We start from the raw sequence: 21,322 nt of genomic DNA on the forward strand, positions 1-21,322 counted from the left end.
TTCCTGTTCCTGCCGCCCTACAGTCCCGACCTGAACCCCATAGAAATGGCGTTCTCGAAGCTCAAGACGCTGGTCAGGAAGGCAACGGCGCGAACCTACGATCAACTCTGGGCCGCCGTCGGACACGTCTGCGACCTCTTCTCAGACGAAGAATGCTACAACTCCTTCAAGGCCGCCGGGCATGAGGCCAATTGAGTGCGACACGCTCTAGCGGTGCATCCCCGCTCTGCGCGACTCCCGCACGCCCCTGACCGCGGCATGGCTCAGGGTTGCCGTTTCCGGAGCGGCGCGCCAGCCTCGATCAACCGCGTCGAGGCAGCCATTCCCGCCATCCGCCCCGTCAGCAGACACCCGCTGAGAAGATAGCCGCCGGTCGGGGCTTCCCAGTCCAGCATCTCGCCCGCGACGAAGACATTCGGCAGGGCGCGCAATTCCAGATCGGGGGTGATCGCCGCCTCGGTGACCCCCCCGGCCGAGGAAATCGCGCCTTCGATCGGCATCGGCCCGCCCAGCGGCATCGGGACGGACTTGGCAAGCATCGCCCATCCCCGCGCATCGCCTGGAAAGGGTCGCCCCCATTCCAGCATCAGCGCCACCTTGATCGGATCGCCCAGGATTCGCCGCAGCCAATTGCCCAGCGACAGCTTCGCCCGGGGCCGCGCGAACCGCCGGACCAGCGCATCCGGCCCCAGATCCGGCGCAAGATCCAGACGCACCCCGGCCCCGTCCCGGATCACGGCGGCAATCTCGTAGATGCCGCCACCCTCGATACCCTGGCGCCCGATCACCCACTCGCCCCGGCTGACCATCTCGCCCGCGCGCAGGGCCACGCCCTTCACGGCCGCCCCGAGATGGCGATTCATGGCGGGCGACCAATCGACACGAAATCCCATATTCGCGGGACGGAACGGCGCGATCCGCACCCCCGCATCGCGCAGCAGCGGAACCCAGGCCGCATCCGATCCCAGCCGCGGCCAGCTTGCCCCGCCAAGCGCCAGCACCGCAACATCGGCGCTGACCTGCCGCGGCCCCTCGGGCGTCTCGAAGAGAAATCCGTTCTCAAGGTCGGTCCACCGCCAGCGGGTCCGCAACCGGACCCCGCGCGCATCCAGCCGCGCCAGCCATGCCCGCAACAGGGGCGAGGCCTTCATCCCGACCGGAAAGACCCGGCCGGTGGAACCGGTGAAAACGGCGATCCCCAGCCCGCGCGCCCAGTCCATCACCTCGGGCGGGCCTAACACGGCTTTGCCTTGGTCGAAATATCCCGGGGTCCGGGGCGGCGCCCCGGTCGCGCCGCCGAAGTGACGCAGGAACGCCGGCAAAGGCTCGTCCCTGGTCAGGTTCAGCCCGGACTTGCCGGCCATCAGGAATTTCCGCGCCGGTGTCGGCATCGCCTCGGCGATCACGACCGCATGTCCCGCCCCCGCCAGCATCTCGGCCGCCATCAGGCCGGCCGGGCCGGCACCGATCACCAGCGCCTCGACGGTTTCGCTCACCGCCGCCCCGCCTGCATCGCCAGCCGGATCAGCGCACGCTCGACCAGCGGCATCTGCGGCGCGCGGCTGGAACTGCGCAGGATCAGGTCAGTGTCCAGAAGCGCGTGCACCGCCTCTTCCAGCGGACCCAGGCCCCAGCTTTGCGCCTGCCGGGCCATTCTGTCGCGGCGGGGACCGAAGACCGGCGGGCGCATCCGCGACAGGCCCGCGCCCGGCCCCTGCGGATCGGCGGCGGCCAGGTGCAGCGCCCTGAAATGGCGCAGGGCGGCGATGGCCAGCGAGACGGGCGTGACGCCCTGCCCCTCGATCCGCCGCATCAAGGCGCCGAAACGATCCGATCGTCCCTCGGCCACGACGTGCAGCAATTCGTCCAGATCAGCCTCGATGGTCGCGGGCGCCATCAGCGCCACCTCGGCCGGCGTCAGGGGCGTATCATCGCCATATTTGTAAAGCCCGATCTTTTCGATCGTCTGGCGCAGATCGCCGGGATCCAGGGCCCGCGCAAGCGCCGTCAGATCGCGCATCGCCTCGCGCGACACTTCGCCGAGGCCCGACGCGGCCAGCCAGCGCGCGATCTCGTCCTCGCCGGGGGGATCGTCGTAGACCGGGGCCGCGACCGCCTGCCCATGCGGCTCGAACAGCTTGCGCAGGGCCGAGGATTTGGCCAATCCCCCGGCCGTCACCACGATCACCGCGTCACCGGGCTGCCATTCACCAAGCGCCGCCGCCACCGCCTCGGCGGCCGTATCGGGCGTATCCTCGACCAGAACGACGCGGGGGCCGGGAAAGAAGCCGACCGCCTTGACGGCGTCCAGCAGCGCGGCCGGATCCTTCTTCAGCCCGCCACCCGCCAGCCGGGTCAGGCGCATTTCCTCGTCGGCCTTCTCTCCGGTCAGCGCGGCCACCGCCTCGGTCCGCTTCAGCGATACGCGCATCGCGTCCTGGCCATAGATCAGCAGGGCCGGGCGCGAAGGGTCGGGCCGCGCCAGATAGCGGGCGATCTCTCCGCCCTTAAGGTTCATTCCGGCAGCGAAGCGGACGCCGCCAGCAGCCGCGTGACCACCTGATCGGCCAGCATCGTGGCCAGCCGCTGCCGGGCATCACCCTCGGCCGACAGCGTGGCGATGGTCGTGCCGGTGGTGGAATACGAGGTAAAGCTGCTGACCCGCCCTTGCGCAAGGACGCGGCCCGCCTGGTCCTTCAGGGCGAAATCGGCGGTGCCGCTCAGCGAATAGCGCGTTGTCACCTCGTCGGGCGTGATCGCCTGCGGAACGACGCCGATGGCGATGCCGTAATCCAGATCGTAGAGATCGCCCTCGCCGCCCAGACGTTCGGCCAGGCGGCGGTTGAAGATAAAGTCCTGGTAGGTTTCCGGATCGCGCGGGCGGATCTTGCCGAAAAGGCGGCGCCCCGCCCCGTTCGGGCCATAGACAGGCGTCAGCCCGCAGGCCGAGACGGCCAGCAGGCCCAGCAGGGCCGCGCGGCGCGACAGGCGGTCACGCGACGACATTGACGATCCGTCCCGGCACCACGATCAGCTTCTTGGGCGCGGCCCCGTCAAGGAACCGTCGCACCGTCTCGTCGGCCATCACCATGGCCTCGATCTGATCCTTGGGCATGTCCCTGGCGACGCTGATCTCGGCCCGCCGCTTGCCATTGATCTGGATCGGCAGGACGACATTGTCATCGACCAGCAGCGCCGGGTCCGCCTGTGGCCAGGGGGTATCGACGACCAGGCCCTGCCCGCCCGACATGGTCCAGATATCCTCGGCCAGATGTGGCACCATGGGCGCCATCAGTTGCGCCATGATCCGCAGAACCGCCTTGCGCGGTTCGCCCCCGGCGCCGGACCTGCCGATCGCATTGGCCAGTTCATAGAGCCTCGCCACCGCCTTGTTGAAGGTAAAGGTCTCGATGGCGCGGGTCACGTCGGCGATGGCGCGATGGGCGGCGCGGGTCAGATCGGGATCGTCGCGATCTGCGCCCGCATCCTCGGCCAGCCGCCAGAGGCGCGACAGGAATTTATGTGCGGCCTCGGCCCCGGCGGCGGTCCATTCGACATCGCGTTCGGGCGGGCTGTCCGACAGCATGAACCAGCGCGCGGTGTCGGCGCCGTAGCTTGCCACGATGTCCAGCGGATCGACGACGTTCTTCTTGGATTTCGACATCTTGGCCGAGGGGATGACCTTGACCGGGGTTCCGTCGGCCAGACGGCCGTCGGTCACATCCTCGGGCAGGTGATAGACGGCGCGGCCCCGCGCATCGGTGGTCATGTAGATCTCGTGCGTCACCATGCCCTGCGTGAACAGCGCGTTGAACGGCTCTTTCGCGGTCTCGGGCAGATGGCCGGTCCTGACCATCGCGCGGGCGAAAAAGCGCGAATACAGCAGATGCAGGATCGCATGTTCGACGCCGCCGATATACTGGTCCACATTCATCCAGTAATCGGCCTCGGTGCGGTCGGTCGGGGTCGCCGCATGGGGGCTGGTGAAGCGCGCGAAATACCACGAGGAATCGACAAAGGTGTCCATCGTGTCGGTCTCGCGCAGGGCCGCGCCGCCGCATGTCGGGCAGATGGCCTGACGCCAGGTCGGATGCCGGTCCAGCGGGTTGCCGGGCACATCGAAGCTGACATCGCGCGGCAGCAGCACCGGCAGATTGGCCTTGGCCTCGGGCACGGTTCCGCAGGCGTCGCAATGCACGACCGGGATCGGACAACCCCAATAGCGTTGCCGCGAAATGCCCCAGTCGCGCAGGCGGTATCTGGTCACACCCTCGCCCCAGCCTTCGCGTTCCGCATGGGCGATGGCGGCATCGACGGCGGCTTCGCCGGTCTGGTCGGCCGCGCCGGCGAAGCCGCGGACGTAGGTGAGGGTTTCCGATTTCGGCGGCACATAGGGCGCGGCCGCGACCAGCGCGTCGGCCTGTGCCGGATCCATCCCCTTCTCGCCGAACGTCGCCCGGATCGGCAGGCCGTATTTGGTCGCGAATTGATGGTCGCGCTCGTCATGGGCGGGGCTGCCGAAAATCGCGCCGGTGCCGTAATCCATCAGCACGAAATTCGCGATCCAGATTGGCAGGTGCCAGTCCGGGTCCAGCGGATGACGCGCCGTCAGCCCGGTATCGAAGCCCATTTTCGGCGCGGTCTCGATCGCCTCTTCGGTGGTGCCGATGCGGCGGCATTCCTCGATGAAGGCGGCGGCCTTCGGATCGGCGGCGGCCAGATCGCGCACCAGAGGATGATCCGGCGACAGCGCCACGAAGGACGCGCCCATCAGCGTGTCGGGGCGGGTCGTGTAGACCTCGATCGCCTCGAATCCCTCGGGCGCATCGACTGTCGGGAACCGCAATTGCAACCCGCGCGACTTGCCGATCCAGTTGGCCTGCATCAGCCGCACCTTGTCGGGCCAGCCGGTCAGCCCGTCAAGCGCCGCCAGAAGTTCATCGGAATAGTCGCTGATGCGGAAGAACCACTGGGTCAGTTCGCGCCGCTCGACCGCCGCGCCCGACCGCCAGCCCTTGCCGTCGATGACCTGTTCGTTGGCCAGCACGGTCATGTCCACCGGATCCCAGTTCACCTGCGCCGACTTGCGGGTGACCAGTCCGGCCTCCAGCATGTCCAGGAACAGGGCCTGCTGCTGGGCCACGTAATCGTCGTCGCAGGTGGCGAATTCGCGGGACCAGTCGATGGACAGGCCCAGCGGGCGCAGCTGTTCGCGCATCGTCGCGATATTGGCATAGGTCCAGTCGCGCGGGTGGCCGCCCCGTTCCATCGCCGCGTTCTCGGCCGGCATCCCGAAGGCGTCCCACCCCATCGGGTGCAGCACGGAAAAGCCCTGCGCGCGCATGAACCGCGCCACCACATCGCCCATGGTGTAGTTGCGCACATGCCCCATATGGATGCGTCCCGAAGGATAGGGAAACATCTCGAGCACATAATATTTCGGCCGCGCGTCGCGGGTGGCGGCAAAGCTGCCGGCATCGGCCCAGGTCGTCTGCCAGTGGGCTTCGCTGCGGGCGGGATCATAGGGCATCGTGCGGACCTGTCTGGCGTCGTTCTTCGCCGCCGTGTTTATACGGCGGCGATTGGCGGGTCCAGCCTCGCCCGGCAGGCCCTAGAGCCGCCCGTCCTGGATCCGCAACTGCCGCGCGCGGGTCAGGATCGCATCCTCGACCGCGCGGACGGTTCCCGGCTCGACGGCCGCGCCGCCCGGCCCCTGCAGCGACAGTTTCAGGCTGCGCGCATCCAGCGCCGGATCGCTGACCTTGATCGTCGCGCGATACGACCGGCCGCCGCCCGGAGGCGTGCCGTAACCGGTCACGATCACGCCGGTAAAGGGGTCGAGCGACTGGACCGGCAGGAAGTTCAGCACATCCAGGCTGGCGTTCCACAGATACTTGTTCACGCCGACGGTGTTGTTCGGATTCTCGTTGTTGCGAAACAGATCCCAGATCGTCGTCCTGCGCTCATCGGGGCGAACGTCCCGGTCGCTTGAGGCAGCGCCGCCACAGGCGGAAAGAGCGGCGCTCAGGATCATAACCAGCGTCAGTCGCGCGGCGCGTGCGGTGTTCATGGTGTCCCCCGGTTCTTCGCGTCGACAGAAGCCTTAGCGCGGATCGCCCCCGCGCCACAAGCGCCTTGGGGCGGCGGCGGGACGGACCCGTTCGCGGGCCTGGACGGCGGCGATCACGCAAGTGTGGCCCATGTGCATCACAGATTTGGGTAAAGATTTCAGCCCCTCCGTGATTCCGTTGCATCACATCGGCGAAAGAAGGAAACACGATCCATACCCAGGGTGGTCCATGCGTCCTGGGCATCAGAGAGACAAGAGGGAACATCACCATGAAAAAGGCTCTTATCGCCTCCACCGCGCTGGTCATGACCGCCGGCATCGCCGCCGCCGACGTGACGATCTCGGGCTACGGCCGGACCGGTGTGCTTTATCAGGAAGACGGCGTCCGCGGCGACAATACCAACAACTCGGTCGTCCAGTCGCGCCTGCGCCTGAATATCGATGCGTCGACCTCGTCCGATGCCGGTGTCGATTTCGGTGGCCGGATCCGCATGCAGTGGGATCAGGGCGACGAAGACACGACGCTTGCGCCGGGCTACCTCTACGTGACCGCCAGCGGCCTTCGCGTCGAGATCGGCAACTCGAACACCGCCTATGATTCGGCCGCGCTGCTCTATGCGCCCGAAATCGGCGTCTACGACCGGTCGTTCGGCGATTCGCGCGGAGCGTTCTATGCCTACAACACCGACGGCTATCCGCGCGCCAGCAACAACCTCGGTGAGGACATGCTGCTGAACGATTATCTGGGCATCTTCGTGTCCTATTCGGTCGGCGACTTCACCGCCCGCGCCTCGGTCATCGACCCGAACCAGGTCAGCTCGATCGACGGCTTGGAAAAAGAATACAGCGTTTCGGCGAACTATACCTGGAACGAGCGTCTGGAACTGTCGGCCGCCGCTGCCAAAAACGGCAAGTCGATCGACGGCAATGACCAGTATTTCCTGGGCGCGCGCTACAAGTTCAACGATATGGGCCGCGCGGGTCTGAACTGGATCGACAACGGCGAAACCGCCGGCGGCGCCGATCTGGGCAAGACCATCGTGATCTATGGCGATTACATGGTCGCCCCGATGACGACGATCAACGGCTACATCGCCAACAACGACGCCGACGGCAACGAGACCGACAATGCGTTCGGCATCGGCGCCAAATACGATCTGGGCGGCGCCTATCTGGCCGGCTCGGTTCAGCGCGGCTACAACAAGCTGTACACCGCCGACATGGGCGTTCGCTTCGACTTCTGATCGACGCGAAACACGATTTCGGGAAAGAGCGGGCCTTGCGCCCGCTCTTTTCTTTTTGTCTTGTCGCGGCATGGGACTGGACGAGATCAGGCGCCGCATCGCCGCGGCCGAACAGGAGGCCGGGCGCGCGCCCGGCAGCGTCACGCTGATCGCCGTCAGCAAGGTCCAGCCCGATGACCGGGTCGAGGCCGCCCTGCAGGCCGGCCAGCGCATCTTCGGCGAAAATTACGTGCAGGAGGCGCAGGGCAAATGGCCCGGCTGGCGGGATCGCTTCGAGGGGGTCTCGGTCCACATGATCGGTCCGCTGCAATCGAACAAGGCCAAGGCGGCGGTGCAGCTGTTCGACGCCATCCACACGCTGGACCGCGCCAGCCTGGCGCGCAAGCTGGCCACGCAGGTTCAGCAACAGGGCCGCAGCCCGCAATTGTTCGTGCAGGTCAATACCGGTGACGAGCCCCAGAAGGCCGGTATCCTGGCCGACGAACTGCCGGGTTTCTTGAGCCAGTGCCGCGATCTGGGCCTGAACGCCCATGGGCTGATGTGCATCCCGCCCGAGGACCAGGATCCGGTGCCGCATTTCCGGCTGCTGCGGGGACTGGCCGAGAGAAATGGCCTCGCCCTGCTGTCGATGGGGATGAGCGCCGATTTCGAGGCTGCGATTGCGGAGGGCGCGACCCATGTGCGCATCGGCTCGGCCATCTTCGGCGCGCGGGATTACGGCTAGACCGTTGCGCTAGGGGTATTTGGACAACGAAGAAGCCGGAATGATCAAGCGCGTCCCCGGCCCGGCCCGCGCGGCGATCCAGATCAGGTCCGGGCGGGCGAAGGCGATGCAGCCCTCGGTGCCGTATCGGGGGCGGCGCCATTGATGCAGGAAGATGGCCGATCCGCGTCCGGGCACGGCTTTGGGCCCGTTCCAGTCGGTGGTCAGGACCAGATCGTAAAGCGGATCGGCGCGGCGCAGTCTTTCATGGCCGGCGGTCAGCGGGGCGCGGGCATGGTGGTTGTAGGCCGGATGGGCCGGATCATCGCACCACAGATCGCCGGGACCGATGCCGCGCGCCCAAGGGGCCGGAGGCGCCAGGCGGTCGGCGCGATACCACAGCCCGGTGATGCGATGGATGCCGGCCGGAGTCGCGCCGTCGCCTTCGCGCTTGTCAGCGGTAATTCCGGTCCTGCCGATGGCGCAGGGAAAGAGACGGCGGCGAAAGCGGATGCCCCGGGCGGTCAGGACCAGATCGTCCGGGCTCACAGCAGATGTCCGGATTTTTCCGCCTTGGCATCCAGATAGCCGCTGTTGAACCGGTTGCGCGCGGTGATCAGCGGCACGCGCTGCGTCACCTCGATTCCGTGGCTTGCCAGCATGGCGACCTTGCGGGGATTGTTGGTCATCAGCCGCGCCTGTGCGAAGCCCAGCCGTTTCAACAGCGCCGCGCCGATGCGGAAATCGCGTTCGTCATCCTCGAAACCCAGCCGGTGATTGGCCTCGACCGTGTCGAAACCCTGGTTTTGCAGGTCATAGGCGCGCATCTTGTTGGCCAGCCCGATCCCCCGCCCTTCCTGGTTGAGATACAGCAGTACACCCGCCCCGGCCTGCCCCATCGCCTCCAGCGCCGCGCGAAGCTGCGGGCCGCAATCGCATTTCAGGCTGCCCAGTACATCGCCCGTGAAACAGGCCGAATGCAGCCGCGTCAGGACCGGCGCGTCGCGCGGCGGATCGCCGATCTCGATGGCGTAGTGTTCCGCGCCGCCATCGTCGGGCCGGAAGATGTGCAGGCGCGAGCGTTCCGCCGAGGCCAGCGGCAGCCGCGCCGCCGCGACCGGAGCCATCGCCGCCTCGCCGGCCAGCTGCGCCAGCACCTGCCCCGGCGCCAGCAGCGTCAGCCCGGCCGGGGCCGGCGCCCGCACCATCAGCACCGCAGGCAGCAATTGCGCGGATTTGGCCAGCGCCAGCGCCGCCATATGCGGTGTCGCATCGCCGTCGCGTTCCGTGAACAGCGGCCCCTTCATCGGCATCCGCAGATCGTCGGCGGGGTCAGCCAGACCGCGCAACCAGGCCAGATCGGCATCGTCGGGCACCTTCACCCGCGCCAGCCCGCCATCATAGGCCCGCGCCTTCAGCGTTTCGGCCCGCCGCTCCGTGATCGCCAGAACCGGACGGCCAAGCGCCTTCATGTCGGCCAGCCGCTGCGGCGGCAGCGTCTCGACCGCCGCCGCCAGATGGCCGCCGATGGCGACCGGCAGACCCATGCGCAGGTCGGCGCGGGCGCGCGAGACGGTCTCGGCCAGGGTCGGAATCAGGCTCATGATCGCTTTCGGCAGCCAGGCGGGTTTGAAACAATCTGAAACATAGTGGCTTTTTCCGACAAAACCATGTGAGATTTCGAACATGCCGCTGGACCGCAGGCCCCGGCACGCCCACTCCTTTGCGCAATGACACACAGGAGGCAACATGGCCGGGTTGAAAAAGATTCTGCTGGTCGATGACGAGGAAGACCTGCGCGAGGCGCTGGCCGAGCAACTGGTCGCGACCGATGATTTCGACGTGACCGAGGCAGGCAGTGGCGCCGAGGCGGTCGAGGCAAGCAAGGGCGCGATCTACGACCTGGTCGTGCTGGACGTGGGCCTGCCCGACACCGACGGGCGCGAATTGTGCAAGAAGCTGCGCAAGCTGAACGTGAAATGTCCGATCGTCATGCTGACCGGCCACGACACCGATGCCGACACGATCCTGGGACTGGATGCGGGGGCGAACGATTATGTCACAAAACCGTTCAAGTTCCCCGTCCTGCTGGCCCGGCTGCGGGCGCAGCTGCGCACGCATGAGCAGTCCGAGGACGCGATCTTTCAGCTTGGACCCTATACCTTCAAGCCGGCGATGAAGATGCTGGTCGATCAGCGCGACAAGAAGATCCGCCTGACCGAGAAGGAAACCAACATCCTGAAGTTCCTGTATCGCGCGCAGGACGGCGTCGTGCCCCGCGACGTGCTGCTGCACGAGGTCTGGGGCTACAACGCGGGCGTCACCACCCACACGCTGGAGACGCATATCTACCGCCTGCGCCAGAAGATCGAGCCGGACCCGTCGAATGCCCGGCTTCTGGTGACGGAATCGGGAGGATATCGGTTGGTCGCGTAAGGATCGGCCGGCTTGAAATCAGGATTCGGCGCCGCGCGCGCCGGTCCTTCTTTCATGACCATTTTCATTTTGCTTCTGACAGTTTACGTCGCCCGAGCCAATGTGCTTGGCATTGCATAGGTCATGGGTTCAATATGGTTCGTTTTATCAGTCATGGCGTGCGCGCCCACGCTGCCGCAAGACGTTTGGCAAAGGGATGCGCGCCGATCACACGGCTCTTGCTGTCGAGACGGTTTTCACCCCAGGCCAGGGTTCGGGTTCTGATCTTCCATCATCCCAACCGGATATGCTGGGCCAGCATCTATCCCTATTTCCACTACGCAGCAGAACTTGCCGACCGTTATGGTGCCGACATTCGCGCCCGGCCGCTCGCGGATATCCATTCCGACAAGGCCCCTGCGGCGGACGTCATCCTGGTTCAGCCCTGGTTCACCGAGGACATGAGCCGCCTGGCCGAGGCGATTGCCCGATACCGCGCCCGCCACGATCCGGATCGGGTGGTTTTTCTGGACAGCGCCGCGCATGTCGACCTGCGCGCCGGCCGTGACCTTGATCCGGTGGTCGATCTCTATCTGCGCAAGGCGTTGTTTCGTGATCGCAAGATGTTTCAGAAGCCGCGGCTTGGCGACACGAATCTGACCGAATATTACATGGAGCTTCACGGCATTCCGGGACAGGTTGTGGACCGCCGTGTTCCGGACGGCCTGCTGACCCGCCTGGGCCTTTCGCCCAACTTTCTGGTGGCACCACATCTGATGCCGCATTTCCTGATGGACCGCCCCGATACAGGCGCCCGGCCCATCGACCTGCATTCCCGGATCGCCACCGGGGGAACACCCTGGTATCAAGCGATGCGTAGCCATGCGGCCGCGGTGGCGCGGGACATGCCCGGAATCAAGACCACACCACAGGAAAGAATCAGCCAGCCGCGCTTTCTGAAGGAATTGCGTCAATCGAAACTGTGTTGGAGCCCGTTTGGCTATGGCGAATTGTGTTGGCGCGACATCGAAGCCTTCATGACGGGTGCGGTTCTGGTCAAGCCGGACATGTCTCATCTGGACAGCCTTCCCGACCTCTACCGGCCCAATGAAACCTATTTGCCGGTGCGGTGGGACTTTTCAGATTTCGGAGATGTCGTCCGGCAGGCACTGGCCCAGCCGGAGATTCTGCGTCGCATCGCTGCGACCGCGTTCGACGCTTGCAGTGACTATCTTGCCGCACACAGATTTGTCGAGGATTGCGCACCGCAATTGTCGTTCGCCCGGTAGCGCGCTTTGCCCTGGCGGCCCAAGCCGATGACCGTTCCCTGCCCGAGATCTTTGCCGCTGTCTGTCGCCCCGCCAGAGAGATCGGTCAAATTGCGTCCGCATCGTTCATTTCTGGAACCGAAGCCTGCAGCGGGCGTTCATACATCGAAGCCCAGTGGTCGGCGGATGCGGCCACACCCTCCCTCTCTGATAACCCCGGCGTCTCCCGCGCCGGGGTTTTCTCTGACGCGGCCTCCGTCGCTGTCGTGACTCCGTGGGTCCGCGGCAGCCGGAAGGGCGAGGATTCCGATCAGCCCCGCTCGTGCGGCCGGGTCCAGTCCTCATCGGGGCCGATGGGGATGATGCGGTGCGGGTTCACCATGTCCTGGCTGTAGTAATAATGCCGGACGAAATGATCCGGCCGCACCGTCGCCGCGATGCCGGGCCATTGGTAAAGCTCGCGCGCCCAGCCCCACAGGTTCGGATAATCCACGATGCGGTGGCGGTTGCATTTGAAATGCGTGTGATAGACCGGATCGAAGCGGGCGATGGTGGTGAACAGGCGCCAGTCGGCCTCGGTGATCATTTCTCCGGTCAGATAGCGGTGCCGCGCCAGAAGCCCCTCGATCCAGTCGAGACTGTCGAACAAGGGCGCGACGGCCTTGTCATAGGCCTGTTGCGTTGTCGCGAAACCGGCCTTGTAGACGCCATTGTTGACGGTGTCGTAGATGCGGCCGTTCACCTCGTCGATGCGCGGCCGCAGATGTTCGGGCCAGTAATCATCCTCGTTCCCGGTAACGGAATCGAAGGCCGAATTGAACATGCGGATGATGTCGGCGCTTTCGTTGGACACGATCGTGTCGCGTTCGCGGTCCCACAGGACCGGCACGGTGACACGACCCGACGCCTGCGGATTGGCGCGCAGATAGATGTCGCGCAGGAAGGGTTCGTCAAACAGCCTGTCGCCGGTCGCGCCGGGGAAATCCTCGCGAAATTCCCACCCCTCGGCCAGCATGTCGGGATGGACGACCGAGACCTCGACATGATCGCCCAGGTCCTTCAGCGCGCGGAAGATCAGCGTCCGGTGCGCCCAGGGACAGGCATAGGACACATACAGATGAAAGCGCCCGCTTTCGGCCCTGAAGCCGCCCTCGCCGGATGGCCCGGGCGTGCCGTCCGCCGTCACCCAGTTGCGGAACTTTGCCGTATCGCGGACGAATTCGCCGCCATGCGCATCCGTATCATACCATTCGTCCTTCCAGACGCCTTCGACAAGTTGGCCCATTCTGTCCTCCTGTGATCTGGCATCAGAACGGGCCGGGGCGGCGGAAGGTTTCGCGGCTCAGCCGATGGCGGTGTCGCGGGTCTCGGCGCGAACCAGCAGCAGGGCAGCCGCAGCGACCAGCAGCAGCACCGCGAAGACCCCGATGGCAAAGCCGAAGCCCCTGGCAAAGACAACCGCCAGCAGGCTGGGTGCAAGGATGCCGCCCAGCCGCGCCATGGCGCTGGCTGTGCCCATGCCGGTGCCGCGCAGGTGGGTTGGATACAGCTCGGGCGTGAAGGCGTAGAGCGCGCCCCAGGTGCCCAGCAGCGCAAAGCTCATCAGGATCAGCGCGCCCGCGATCATCGCCGTGCCGGATGCCAGGGTGAACAGGAAGCAGCCCGCCGCGCTGAGGATCAGGAACCCCATCAGCGTGGCACGCCGGCCAAGCGCCTCGACCCCCCAGGCGGCCAGCGCATAGCCGGGGATCTGCGCCAGCGCCAGGATCACCAGAAAGCCGTAGCCGCGCACGAAGCCGAAGCCTTCCGTCGCAAGCTGACCCGGCACCCAGACGAAGACGCCGTAATAGCTGACGGAAACCAGGAACCAGACGATCATGACACCGATGGTCCGCATCCGCAGGATCGCGGAAAAGATCGACCGCTCGGCGCCGGCCGGAACCGGTGCGGGGATCAGTTCGGCACCCGCCGGCAGGGTCTGCATCCCGTTGGCGGCCAGCACCCGGTCCACCACTGCCTTCGCTTCGGCAGCACGGCCCTGGCGCACCAGATACATCGGCGATTCGGGCACCCAGAGGCGCAGGAAGACGCCGATCAGCGCCGGGATCGCGGCGATGGCGAAGATCCAGCGCCAGGGCGCCGCCGCGCCATAGGTCGCGGCGATCCATGCCGTCAGCGCGATGACAATGGTGCCGATGGCCCAGAACCCTTCCAGCCAGACCAGCCAGCGGCCCCGGTTCCGGGGTGGCAGGAATTCGGCCATCATCGCGTAATCGACCGGCAGGGTGCCGCCAACCGCGGCGCCGGTCAGGAAGCGCAGCACCAGGAGCCACGTGAAATCCTGCGCGAAGACCGAGGCCAGGCCAAAGACCGCATCCATCGCCACGGTCGCCATCAGCAGGTTCCGCCGCCCGATCCGGTCGGCGAGGCGGCCGAAGATCCAGGCGCCGAAGAACATGCCCAGAAAGAACACCGTGCCGATCTGGAAAGCGGTCACACGTTCGATCCCGAAACTGGCCGCGACCGATGGCGCGGCAAAGCCCACGGCGATGACCTGCATCGCATCGGCCGCCCAGACCAACCCGAAGATCGCCAGAAGGCGGGCCTGAAACCGGCCCGTGCCACCGCGCGACAGCGCCTCGTCCACCGTGATCTGCATGTCGATCCCTCTTGTCCGCGTTCATTCTTTTCAGCCTCTTAACGCTAGGGAAGCCGATCACCAAGCGGTGATTGCGGCAGCGCGGCATCACCGGCGCCAACTCGACACAGGCAACCGCCGCCGCTAGGGTCCGCCCGAAGAAGGAGATCCCATGTTCACGCTTGCCACCTGGAACATCAATTCGGTCCGCCTGCGCGAGGGCCTGGTCGCGAGATTGCTGCGTGACGAGGCACCTGACATCCTGTGCCTTCAGGAATGCAAGTCGCCGGTCGAGAAGATCCCGCTGGACCAGTTCCGGGCGCTTGGCTATGGCCACATCGTCGCGCGTGGGCAAAAGGGCTATAACGGCGTTGCGATCCTGTCGCGCCTGCCGATCGAGGATGCGGGCGACCGCGATTATGCGCAGCTTGGCCATGCGCGCCACGTAGCGGCCCGGCTGGAAAACGGTGTGGTGATCCACAACCTGTATGTGCCCGCCGGCGGCGACATCCCCGACCGCGAGGCAAACGTGAAATTCGGGCAGAAGCTGGATTTCCTGACCGAAATGCGCGACGTCTTTCACGCCGACAACCCGCGCAGGTCGATCCTGGTGGGTGATCTGAACATCGCCCCGCGCGAGGATGACGTCTGGTCGCACAAGCAGCTTCTGAAGGTCGTCAGCCACACGCCGATCGAGGTGGATCACCTGCTGGCCGCGCAGGATGCGGGCCAATGGGTGGACATCACCCGCAAGGACATTCCCGACGGCCGGCTCTATTCGTGGTGGAGCTATCGCGCCCCCGACTGGAACGCGGCCGACAAGGGGCGGCGGCTGGATCACGTCTGGGCCAGCCCCGACATCGCCAATGCCGGTCATGGCAGCCGTGTCCTGCGCGACGTTCGCGGCTGGGACAAGCCCAGCGATCACGTGCCGGTCTTTGCCAGCTTCGATCTGTAAGCGCGGCAGACCCTTTCGCTTGGCACGATCTGGCCCCATATTGCGGGCAACGAAATTCGATCCGAACCATCCGGGGCCGACATGACAATGCTTTTCGATGGCGCAGCGACCGCGCCCAAGACCGACGATTTCATCAAGGACGTGACCGAGGCCGATTTCATGGCCGAGGTGGTCGAGGCGTCGATGCAGGTGCCGGTGATCGTGGATTTCTGGGCGCCGTGGTGCGGCCCCTGCAAGACGCTGGGCCCGCAACTGGAGGCCGAGGTCACGCGCCACAAGGGACGCGTCCGCATGGCCAAGGTCAATGTCGACGAGAACCAGATGATCGCCGGGCAGCTTCGCGTGCAGTCGATCCCGACGGTCTTTGCCTTCTTTCAGGGCCAGCCCGTCGATGCCTTCCAGGGCGCGGTGCCGCAAAGCCAGGTGAAGCAATTCGTGGACAAGCTGGCGGCGATGGGCGGGGGTCAGGATGACGGCCTTGCCGACGCCCTGGCCGCGGCCGAACAGATGCTGGAGGATGGCGAGGCCGGCGATGCCGCCGAGACCTTTACCGCCATCATCGGCGAAGAGCCCGAGAACGCCGATGCCTGGGGCGGCCTGATCCGTGCGCATCTGGCCTCGGGCGATGCCGCCGCCGCCGCATCGACCCTGCAACAGGTGCCCGACGCCGCCGCGAAATCCGCCCCGGTCGAGGCCGCGCGCGCCCAGTTGCAACTGGCCCAGCAGGCCGAAAGTGCCGGGCCGCTGGGCGAATTGCAGGCCCGGGTCGAGGCCGATCCCGCCGATCAGCAGGCGCGGCTGGAATACGCCACCGCACTGCACGCGGCCGGTCAGGTCGAAGAGGCCATCGACGTGCTGCTGGAGAGTTTCCGCCGTGACCGCGACTGGAACGATGGCGCGGCCAAGGCGCAGTTGCTGACCATCTTCGACAGCCTCAAGCCCACCGACCCGCTGGGCCGGCGTGGCCGCCGGCGCCTGTCCTCGATGATCTTCGCCTGATCTGCGAACTGATGGGATTCCGCTTCGATCTGCCGCCCCGCATTCCGCTGTTCCCGCTGCCCGGCGCGGTGCTGATGCCGCGTGCCAAACTGCCGCTGCACATCTTCGAGCCGCGCTATCTTCAGATGATGGAGGACGTGCTGAAGACCGATCACCGCCTGATCGGCATGGTCCAGCCCGAAGGCGACGGGCTGGCCACGATCGGCTGCGCCGGCCGGGTCATCGCCTTTTCCGAATCCGATGATGGACGGCTGATGATCTCGCTCAAGGCGGTGTCGCGGTTCCGGCTCGCCGATATCGAGGAAGGTTTCGCGCCCTATCTTCAGGCCCATATCGACTGGACCGGCTTCGATCGCGACCTGAAAGGCCCCGAGCGGGATCCGGGTCTGGATCGCGAACGCCTGTTTCCGCTGCTGCAACGCTTTCTGTCGCAGCACGAGCTGTCAACCGATTGGGGCGCCGCACAGGAGGCCGAGGACGAGATGCTGGTCAATTCGCTGTCGATGATGCTGCCCTTCTCGAATTCGGACAAGCAGGCGCTGCTGGAATCGCCGACCCTGGCGGATCGGCGCGAATTGTTGCAGGGACTGATCGAATTCGCGCTGCATGGCGGCGGCGACACCGAGGAACGGCTGCAATGAGCGATCTCGACCACCCCGGCTTCGACCGGCACATGCTGGAGGCGCTGGTCTGCCCGGTCAGCCACGGTCGGCTCAGCTATGACGCGACCCGGCAGGAACTGGTGTCGCAGACCGTCGGGCTGGCCTTTCCGATCCGTTCCGGGATCCCCATCATGCTGATCGACGAGGCGCGCCAGATCAAGGCGGATGACTGAGATGCAATCGCCCCGCGCCGTCCCCAACACGGTCCGCGCCCGTCGCGCGCGTCCGCCCCTGCCCCGTTGGGTGATCGGGGTTATGGTGCTGTGCACGGTGATCGAGGCCGCCTTCTGGCTGGCCCCCCTGGTCGGGCTGGGAGGCCTGCGCCGCGCCGCGGATTTCCTGGGCGGCTTCTGGTCGCCGGTCTTCTGGGCCGGTCACGGCATCTATCCGTTTCAGCCGCTGGTGATGTTCGCCAGCTATGGCCTGCTGCATTCCGGGCTGGCCCACCTGGCCATGAACATGCTGTCGCTGATGGCCATCGCGCGCGAATTGAACGTTCTGATCGGCGCGCGGCGCATGTTTGTGGTCTATGTCGTCAGCCAGATCGCCGCGGCCCTGGCCTTTGCACTGATGGCCCCCGATGCGGGCCCGATGATCGGCGCCTCGGGCGCGATCTTCGGCCTGGCCGGGGCGCTGATCGGCCATGCCGCCGTGGCGGGCTGGCGCCTGAATCGCCCGCTGGGCCAGTTGTGGCGCGGCGTGGCGCTGATCGTGGTGCTGAACGTGGCGCTGACCGTGCTGATCCCCTCGATCGCCTGGGAGGCGCATCTGGGCGGCGCCGTCACCGGTCTGATGATGGGCGCCTTCACCGGCCATCGCGCGACGCGCCGGCGCTGATCATGCCGGCTTCGGGCCGATGTCTTCCGGTTCGGGCGCGGGATCGGCCGGCGCGGCCCTCGGGCCTTGCGCATCTTCCCGTTCGTCAGGCACGCCGTCGCTGCCGACCAGCCGCCGCATCGCGGCGCGGAAGATGTCGGCCTTGCTCCATGCCAGCGTCGCCGCAGTCTCGGTCCCGTCCGCCTGCGCCAGATGCTCGGCCACCAGCCGGTGGCCCAGCCCGTAGCCGGTCCATTTGCGCAGGTCGCCCTTTCCGAAGAACCAGCGTGCATGGTCATAGCCCAGCCGCGCCCATTCGTTCATCGCCGCCCGCGCCGCCCCCGAGGCCGGCGTCACCGCATCCCAGGGATCGGGTTTTCCGTCCAGAACCTGCCGCACGAAATGCCCCGCCAACCCTTCGCTGACCAGCGCCTCGCCCAGCGATTTGCCATAGCCCGGCCCGTCCCAGCGGATCAGATGGTGGAATTCGTGAACCAACGTGCGCAGCATCAGGCCGGAATCGAATCGGTCGGGGTTCAGGCTGATCTGGATCAGCCCCGGCGCCGGGGCATGGCCCCCGATTCCCCATTCCGGAATGACATCGCCGCCCGCGCGCACGATCAGATCGAAACGCGGCAGATCGGCGTGGCCCTGCGTCCGGGCCACCGCGTCCCGCAGCGTGGCACGAAGCTGAGGCATGATGCGCGTCAGATCATTGCGCGCGTTCAGAAGATGAATGTTCCAGACCGTCATGGCAGGTATTTTCGCAGGTTCGAAAGCGACGCGCCAGCGGCAAGCGGCGCCAGGCAGCGGTCATCGGCAAGGTTGCGCAAGATGACGCCAGTGACACACCGACCCATCAGGCGAGGAGGTCCTTGGGTCCGGCCGTACCGTCCTGATCAAGCCGCACCTGGCGAAAGGCTCACATCTCGGGCACCAGGACCTCGCGCTTGCCGACATGATTGGCGCTGCTGACGACGCCCTGATCCTCCATCTGCTCGACCAGCCGCGCGGCCTTGTTATAGCCGATGGCCAGCTTGCGCTGGATGTAGGAGGTGGAACATTTGCGGTCCCTGGCCACGATCATCACCGCCTGGTCGTAAAGGGCGTCATCGCCGTTATCGCCGCTGCCAAGGCCCAGCACCGCGTCGATATCGTCGGCCTTCTCGTCATCCGGGCCCTCGACGACGCCGGATTTGTAGCTGGGCGGGCCGAAGGATTTCAGATGGTTCACGACCTCTTCGACCTCTTCGTCGGAAACGAACGGCCCGTGGATGCGGTTCACGCGACTGCCGGTGCCCATATACAGCATGTCGCCCTGGCCCAGCAATTGCTCGGCGCCCTGCTCGCCCAGGATGGTGCGGCTGTCGATCTTGGAGGTGACCTGAAAGCTGATACGGGTCGGGAAGTTGGCCTTGATCGTGCCGGTGATGACATCGACGGAGGGGCGCTGCGTGGCCATGATCAGATGGATGCCCGATGCCCGCGCCATCTGCGCCAGACGCTGGATGCAGGCCTCGATTTCCTTGCCGGCGACCATCATCAGGTCGGCCATTTCGTCCACGATCACGACGATATAGGGAAAGGTCTCGGGCTGGAACTCCTCGGTCTCGAAGACCGGCTCGCCGGTATCGTCATCGAAACCGGTCTGGACCGTGCGCTTGAACATCTCGTTCTTCGACAGCGCCTCGCGGACGCGGCCGTTGTAGCCCTCGATGTTGCGCACCCCCATCTTGGACATCTTGCGATAGCGTTCCTCCATCTCGCCCACGACCCATTTCAGCGCCACGACGGCCTTCTTGGGATCGGTGACGACGGGCGACAGCAGATGCGGGATACCGTCATAGACCGACAATTCCAGCATCTTCGGGTCGATCATGATGAGCCGACATTCATCCGGCGTCAGCTTGTAGAGCAGCGACAGGATCATCGTGTTGATCGCCACCGACTTGCCCGAACCGGTGGTCCCCGCGATCAGCAGATGCGGCATCTTGGCAAGGTTCGCCACGATCGGATCGCCGCCGATATCCTTGCCAAGCGCCAGGGGCAGCGGCTGCGTGCCGTCGCCAAAGGCGCGGCTGGCCAGAATCTCGCGCAGGATCACCTTCTCGCGTCGCGCATTGGGCAGTTCGATCCCGATCACGGTGCGTCCCGGCATGGTCGAGACCCGCGCCGACAGCGCCGACATGGATCGGGCGATGTCGTCGGCCAGGCCGATCACGCGGGATGCCTTCAGCCCCGGCGCAGGCTCCAGTTCATACAGCGTGACGACCGGACCGGGCCGCACCTCGGTGATCTGGCCCTTGACGCCGTAATCGTCCAGCACCGCCTCCAGCATCCGGGCGTTTTCCATCATCGCCTCGTCGGAAAGCTGCAACCGCTCGATTGTCGAAGGCGCGGTCAGCAGAGAGAGCGGCGGGCGCTCGTAGGCGTCGGGATTGTCGTCAAAGGACAATTGCGGCTCGGCCTCGGCGCGGGCCTGCCGCGAGGCGGGCACCGGCTTGCGCGGGGGCGTAAGCTTGCGCGCGTGGCTTTCGCCAAAGGGCGCGGGATCGGCCGCATCGGCGGGGGCGGGCGGATCGCCCGCTGCATCGGGGACGGCACCCTCGCGCACCAGCCTGCGGGCAACGGCGGCCAGCACCGAGGATTTGGCCGAGCGGCTGCGTATCGCGTCGCTGATGCGGCCGCTGACCTCGTCGGCCGAGGGCGCATCGCCGTCGTAATCGGCGTCGCGTTCGATCAGTTCGGGTTCGGGCAGTTCCGCGTCGAGATCACGATGGCCGGCCTCGCTGCCCGGCTGACGGCGGGTCAGGATCGGTGCACGCGCGGTTTTCGCAGGCGTCCGGGGTGCCGTGGCCTGCTTGTCACGGGCCCGCCGCGCGATCCCGGCCGAGGCGCGCGCGCCGCGCCCGGCCAACCGCATGGCCGTGTCATAGGCGGTGATCAGCCCGATCAGAAACCGCCGCCACAGCGCGCGCAGTTCGGATCGTTCGAATCCCAGCACGAAGGCGATGGCGATGATCGCGGCCAGCGCCAACACCAGCGCGGCCAGCCGGATGCCGATCTGAGCCTTGACCGGCATCAGATTCAGCAGCGCGCCCATCACCATGTCGCCGAAATGCCCGCCAAGGCCGTAGGTCTGCTGCCAGGCTCCGTGCGGCACGACGGTGCTGAAATAGACCGAGACCAGCGCCACGGCGATCGGCGTGAAGATGCCGCGCATCAGCCGGTCTTCGCCCCGGTGCAGCATCAGCCGCAGCCCCCAGACAAAGGCCGCCACGACCAGCATCCACGACCCGTAGCCCGCGATCATCATCAGCGGCGAGGCGATATAGGCACCGATACTGCCCAGCAGGTTTTCCGCCGGCTCGTCAGTCGCGGAAAGAAAGCTGGGATCATCCGCCGACCAGCTGCCCAGCATCATCGCGATGATGACGCCCAGCACGACAAGCCCGGCCCCGGCCAGTTCCTTGCCACGCCGTTCCAGCGCCGCCTGCGTGTTCCGGTCGAACAGCGGATCGCGTTGTTTTGCCTGCCAGCTTGCCATCC

The 21,322-nt window shown here is 66.2% G+C and carries 21 protein-coding genes; 10 read left to right on the top strand and 11 right to left on the bottom strand.

Going from position 1 to position 21,322, the window contains the following annotated elements; genetic code table 11:
- A partial coding sequence (locus tag AC13CR_RS06210; RefSeq protein WP_446235012.1) for a transposase occupies window positions 1-195 on the top strand: 195 nt, incomplete at its 5' end.
- 68 nt (window positions 196-263) lie between these two features.
- Here AC13CR_RS06210 and AC13CR_RS06215 read toward each other — a convergent pair.
- The 5 genes from AC13CR_RS06215 to AC13CR_RS06235 form a co-directional block, all read right to left on the bottom strand.
- The gene (locus AC13CR_RS06215) at window positions 264-1,496 is read right to left on the bottom strand and encodes a BaiN/RdsA family NAD(P)/FAD-dependent oxidoreductase (protein ID WP_292958329.1); all 1,233 of its coding nucleotides are present in this window, start codon (window positions 1,494-1,496) and stop codon (window positions 264-266) included.
- Window positions 1,493-2,518, bottom strand: coding sequence for a DNA polymerase III subunit delta (holA, locus tag AC13CR_RS06220; RefSeq protein ID WP_292958331.1), 1,026 nt, complete (start codon window positions 2,516-2,518; stop codon window positions 1,493-1,495). The genes AC13CR_RS06215 and holA overlap by 4 nt, the downstream gene beginning before the upstream one ends.
- The gene (gene lptE / locus AC13CR_RS06225) at window positions 2,515-3,006 is read right to left on the bottom strand and encodes an LPS assembly lipoprotein LptE (RefSeq protein ID WP_292958333.1); all 492 of its coding nucleotides are present in this window, start codon (window positions 3,004-3,006) and stop codon (window positions 2,515-2,517) included. The genes holA and lptE overlap by 4 nt, the downstream gene beginning before the upstream one ends.
- Window positions 2,993-5,530: a leucine--tRNA ligase gene (leuS, locus tag AC13CR_RS06230; RefSeq protein ID WP_446236634.1), complete on the bottom strand. Its 2,538-nt coding sequence runs from the start codon at window positions 5,528-5,530 to the stop codon at window positions 2,993-2,995. Before leuS ends, lptE begins: the two co-directional genes overlap by 14 nt.
- Before the next feature lie 81 nt (window positions 5,531-5,611).
- Complete coding sequence (locus AC13CR_RS06235; RefSeq protein WP_482900582.1) at window positions 5,612-6,070, bottom strand: DUF3576 domain-containing protein; 459 nt, start codon at window positions 6,068-6,070, stop codon at window positions 5,612-5,614.
- A gap of 269 nt (window positions 6,071-6,339) precedes the next feature.
- Between AC13CR_RS06235 and AC13CR_RS06240 the strand changes: the two genes are divergently transcribed.
- Entirely contained in the window at window positions 6,340-7,314 is a 975-nt protein-coding gene (locus AC13CR_RS06240; protein WP_482900583.1) for a porin, read from the top strand.
- 70 nt (window positions 7,315-7,384) lie between these two features.
- A complete protein-coding gene (locus tag AC13CR_RS06245) occupies window positions 7,385-8,038 on the top strand; it encodes a YggS family pyridoxal phosphate-dependent enzyme (RefSeq protein ID WP_482900584.1) in 654 nt (217 codons plus the stop codon).
- 9 nt (window positions 8,039-8,047) lie between these two features.
- Here AC13CR_RS06245 and AC13CR_RS06250 read toward each other — a convergent pair whose 3' ends face one another.
- Together AC13CR_RS06250 and ribA are read right to left on the bottom strand one after the other, a co-directional pair.
- Window positions 8,048-8,566: a L,D-transpeptidase family protein gene (locus AC13CR_RS06250; protein ID WP_292959095.1), complete on the bottom strand. Its 519-nt coding sequence runs from the start codon at window positions 8,564-8,566 to the stop codon at window positions 8,048-8,050.
- Complete coding sequence (gene ribA / locus AC13CR_RS06255) at window positions 8,563-9,621, bottom strand: GTP cyclohydrolase II (protein WP_292959094.1); 1,059 nt, start codon at window positions 9,619-9,621, stop codon at window positions 8,563-8,565. Before ribA ends, AC13CR_RS06250 begins: the two co-directional genes overlap by 4 nt.
- Before the next feature lie 145 nt (window positions 9,622-9,766).
- Between ribA and AC13CR_RS06260 the strand changes: the two genes are divergently transcribed.
- Together AC13CR_RS06260 and AC13CR_RS06265 are read left to right on the top strand one after the other, a co-directional pair.
- Window positions 9,767-10,453 carry a response regulator transcription factor gene (locus AC13CR_RS06260; RefSeq protein WP_292959092.1) on the top strand — a complete coding sequence of 229 codons (687 nt, stop codon included), beginning with the start codon at window positions 9,767-9,769 and terminating at the stop codon, window positions 10,451-10,453.
- Window positions 10,454-10,638: 185 nt separating this feature from the next.
- Window positions 10,639-11,721, top strand: a complete 1,083-nt coding sequence (locus tag AC13CR_RS06265; RefSeq protein ID WP_292959090.1) for a P-loop NTPase family protein — start codon at window positions 10,639-10,641, stop codon at window positions 11,719-11,721.
- A 289-nt stretch (window positions 11,722-12,010) separates the two neighbouring features.
- On the opposite strand, the gene AC13CR_RS06270 is transcribed toward AC13CR_RS06265, so the two are convergent.
- Complete coding sequence (locus tag AC13CR_RS06270) at window positions 12,011-12,985, bottom strand: glutathione S-transferase family protein (protein ID WP_446232259.1); 975 nt, start codon at window positions 12,983-12,985, stop codon at window positions 12,011-12,013.
- A 57-nt stretch (window positions 12,986-13,042) separates the two neighbouring features.
- The gene (locus AC13CR_RS06275) at window positions 13,043-14,359 is read right to left on the bottom strand and encodes an MFS transporter (protein WP_292978286.1); all 1,317 of its coding nucleotides are present in this window, start codon (window positions 14,357-14,359) and stop codon (window positions 13,043-13,045) included.
- 151 nt (window positions 14,360-14,510) lie between these two features.
- On the opposite strand from AC13CR_RS06275, the gene AC13CR_RS06280 reads away from it, so the two are divergent.
- From AC13CR_RS06280 to AC13CR_RS06300, 5 genes are all read left to right on the top strand, one after another.
- Window positions 14,511-15,296, top strand: coding sequence for an exodeoxyribonuclease III (locus AC13CR_RS06280; RefSeq protein ID WP_292959084.1), 786 nt, complete (start codon window positions 14,511-14,513; stop codon window positions 15,294-15,296).
- A gap of 87 nt (window positions 15,297-15,383) precedes the next feature.
- A complete protein-coding gene (gene trxA / locus AC13CR_RS06285; protein ID WP_414692196.1) occupies window positions 15,384-16,295 on the top strand; it encodes a thioredoxin in 912 nt (303 codons plus the stop codon).
- An 11-nt stretch (window positions 16,296-16,306) separates the two neighbouring features.
- Window positions 16,307-16,936 carry an LON peptidase substrate-binding domain-containing protein gene (locus AC13CR_RS06290; RefSeq protein WP_292959080.1) on the top strand — a complete coding sequence of 210 codons (630 nt, stop codon included), beginning with the start codon at window positions 16,307-16,309 and terminating at the stop codon, window positions 16,934-16,936.
- Complete coding sequence (locus tag AC13CR_RS06295) at window positions 16,933-17,130, top strand: Trm112 family protein (protein WP_292959078.1); 198 nt, start codon at window positions 16,933-16,935, stop codon at window positions 17,128-17,130. The genes AC13CR_RS06290 and AC13CR_RS06295 overlap by 4 nt, the downstream gene beginning before the upstream one ends.
- On the top strand, window positions 17,123-17,794 hold the full coding sequence (locus AC13CR_RS06300; RefSeq protein ID WP_293767455.1) for a rhomboid family intramembrane serine protease: 672 nt from the start codon (window positions 17,123-17,125) through the stop codon (window positions 17,792-17,794). The genes AC13CR_RS06295 and AC13CR_RS06300 overlap by 8 nt, the downstream gene beginning before the upstream one ends.
- On the opposite strand, the gene AC13CR_RS06305 is transcribed toward AC13CR_RS06300, so the two are convergent.
- Window positions 17,795-18,526, bottom strand: a complete 732-nt coding sequence (locus tag AC13CR_RS06305) for a DUF2268 domain-containing putative Zn-dependent protease (protein WP_292959074.1) — start codon at window positions 18,524-18,526, stop codon at window positions 17,795-17,797. It lies immediately after the preceding gene.
- Window positions 18,527-18,695: 169 nt separating this feature from the next.
- Window positions 18,696-21,320 (bottom strand): DNA translocase FtsK, encoded by a 2,625-nt coding sequence (locus AC13CR_RS06310; RefSeq protein ID WP_292959072.1) that lies wholly within the window; start codon window positions 21,318-21,320, stop codon window positions 18,696-18,698.
- Between the last annotated feature and the right edge of the window lie 2 nt (window positions 21,321-21,322).

The organism is Paracoccus sp. L-17 (assembly GCF_056857655.1).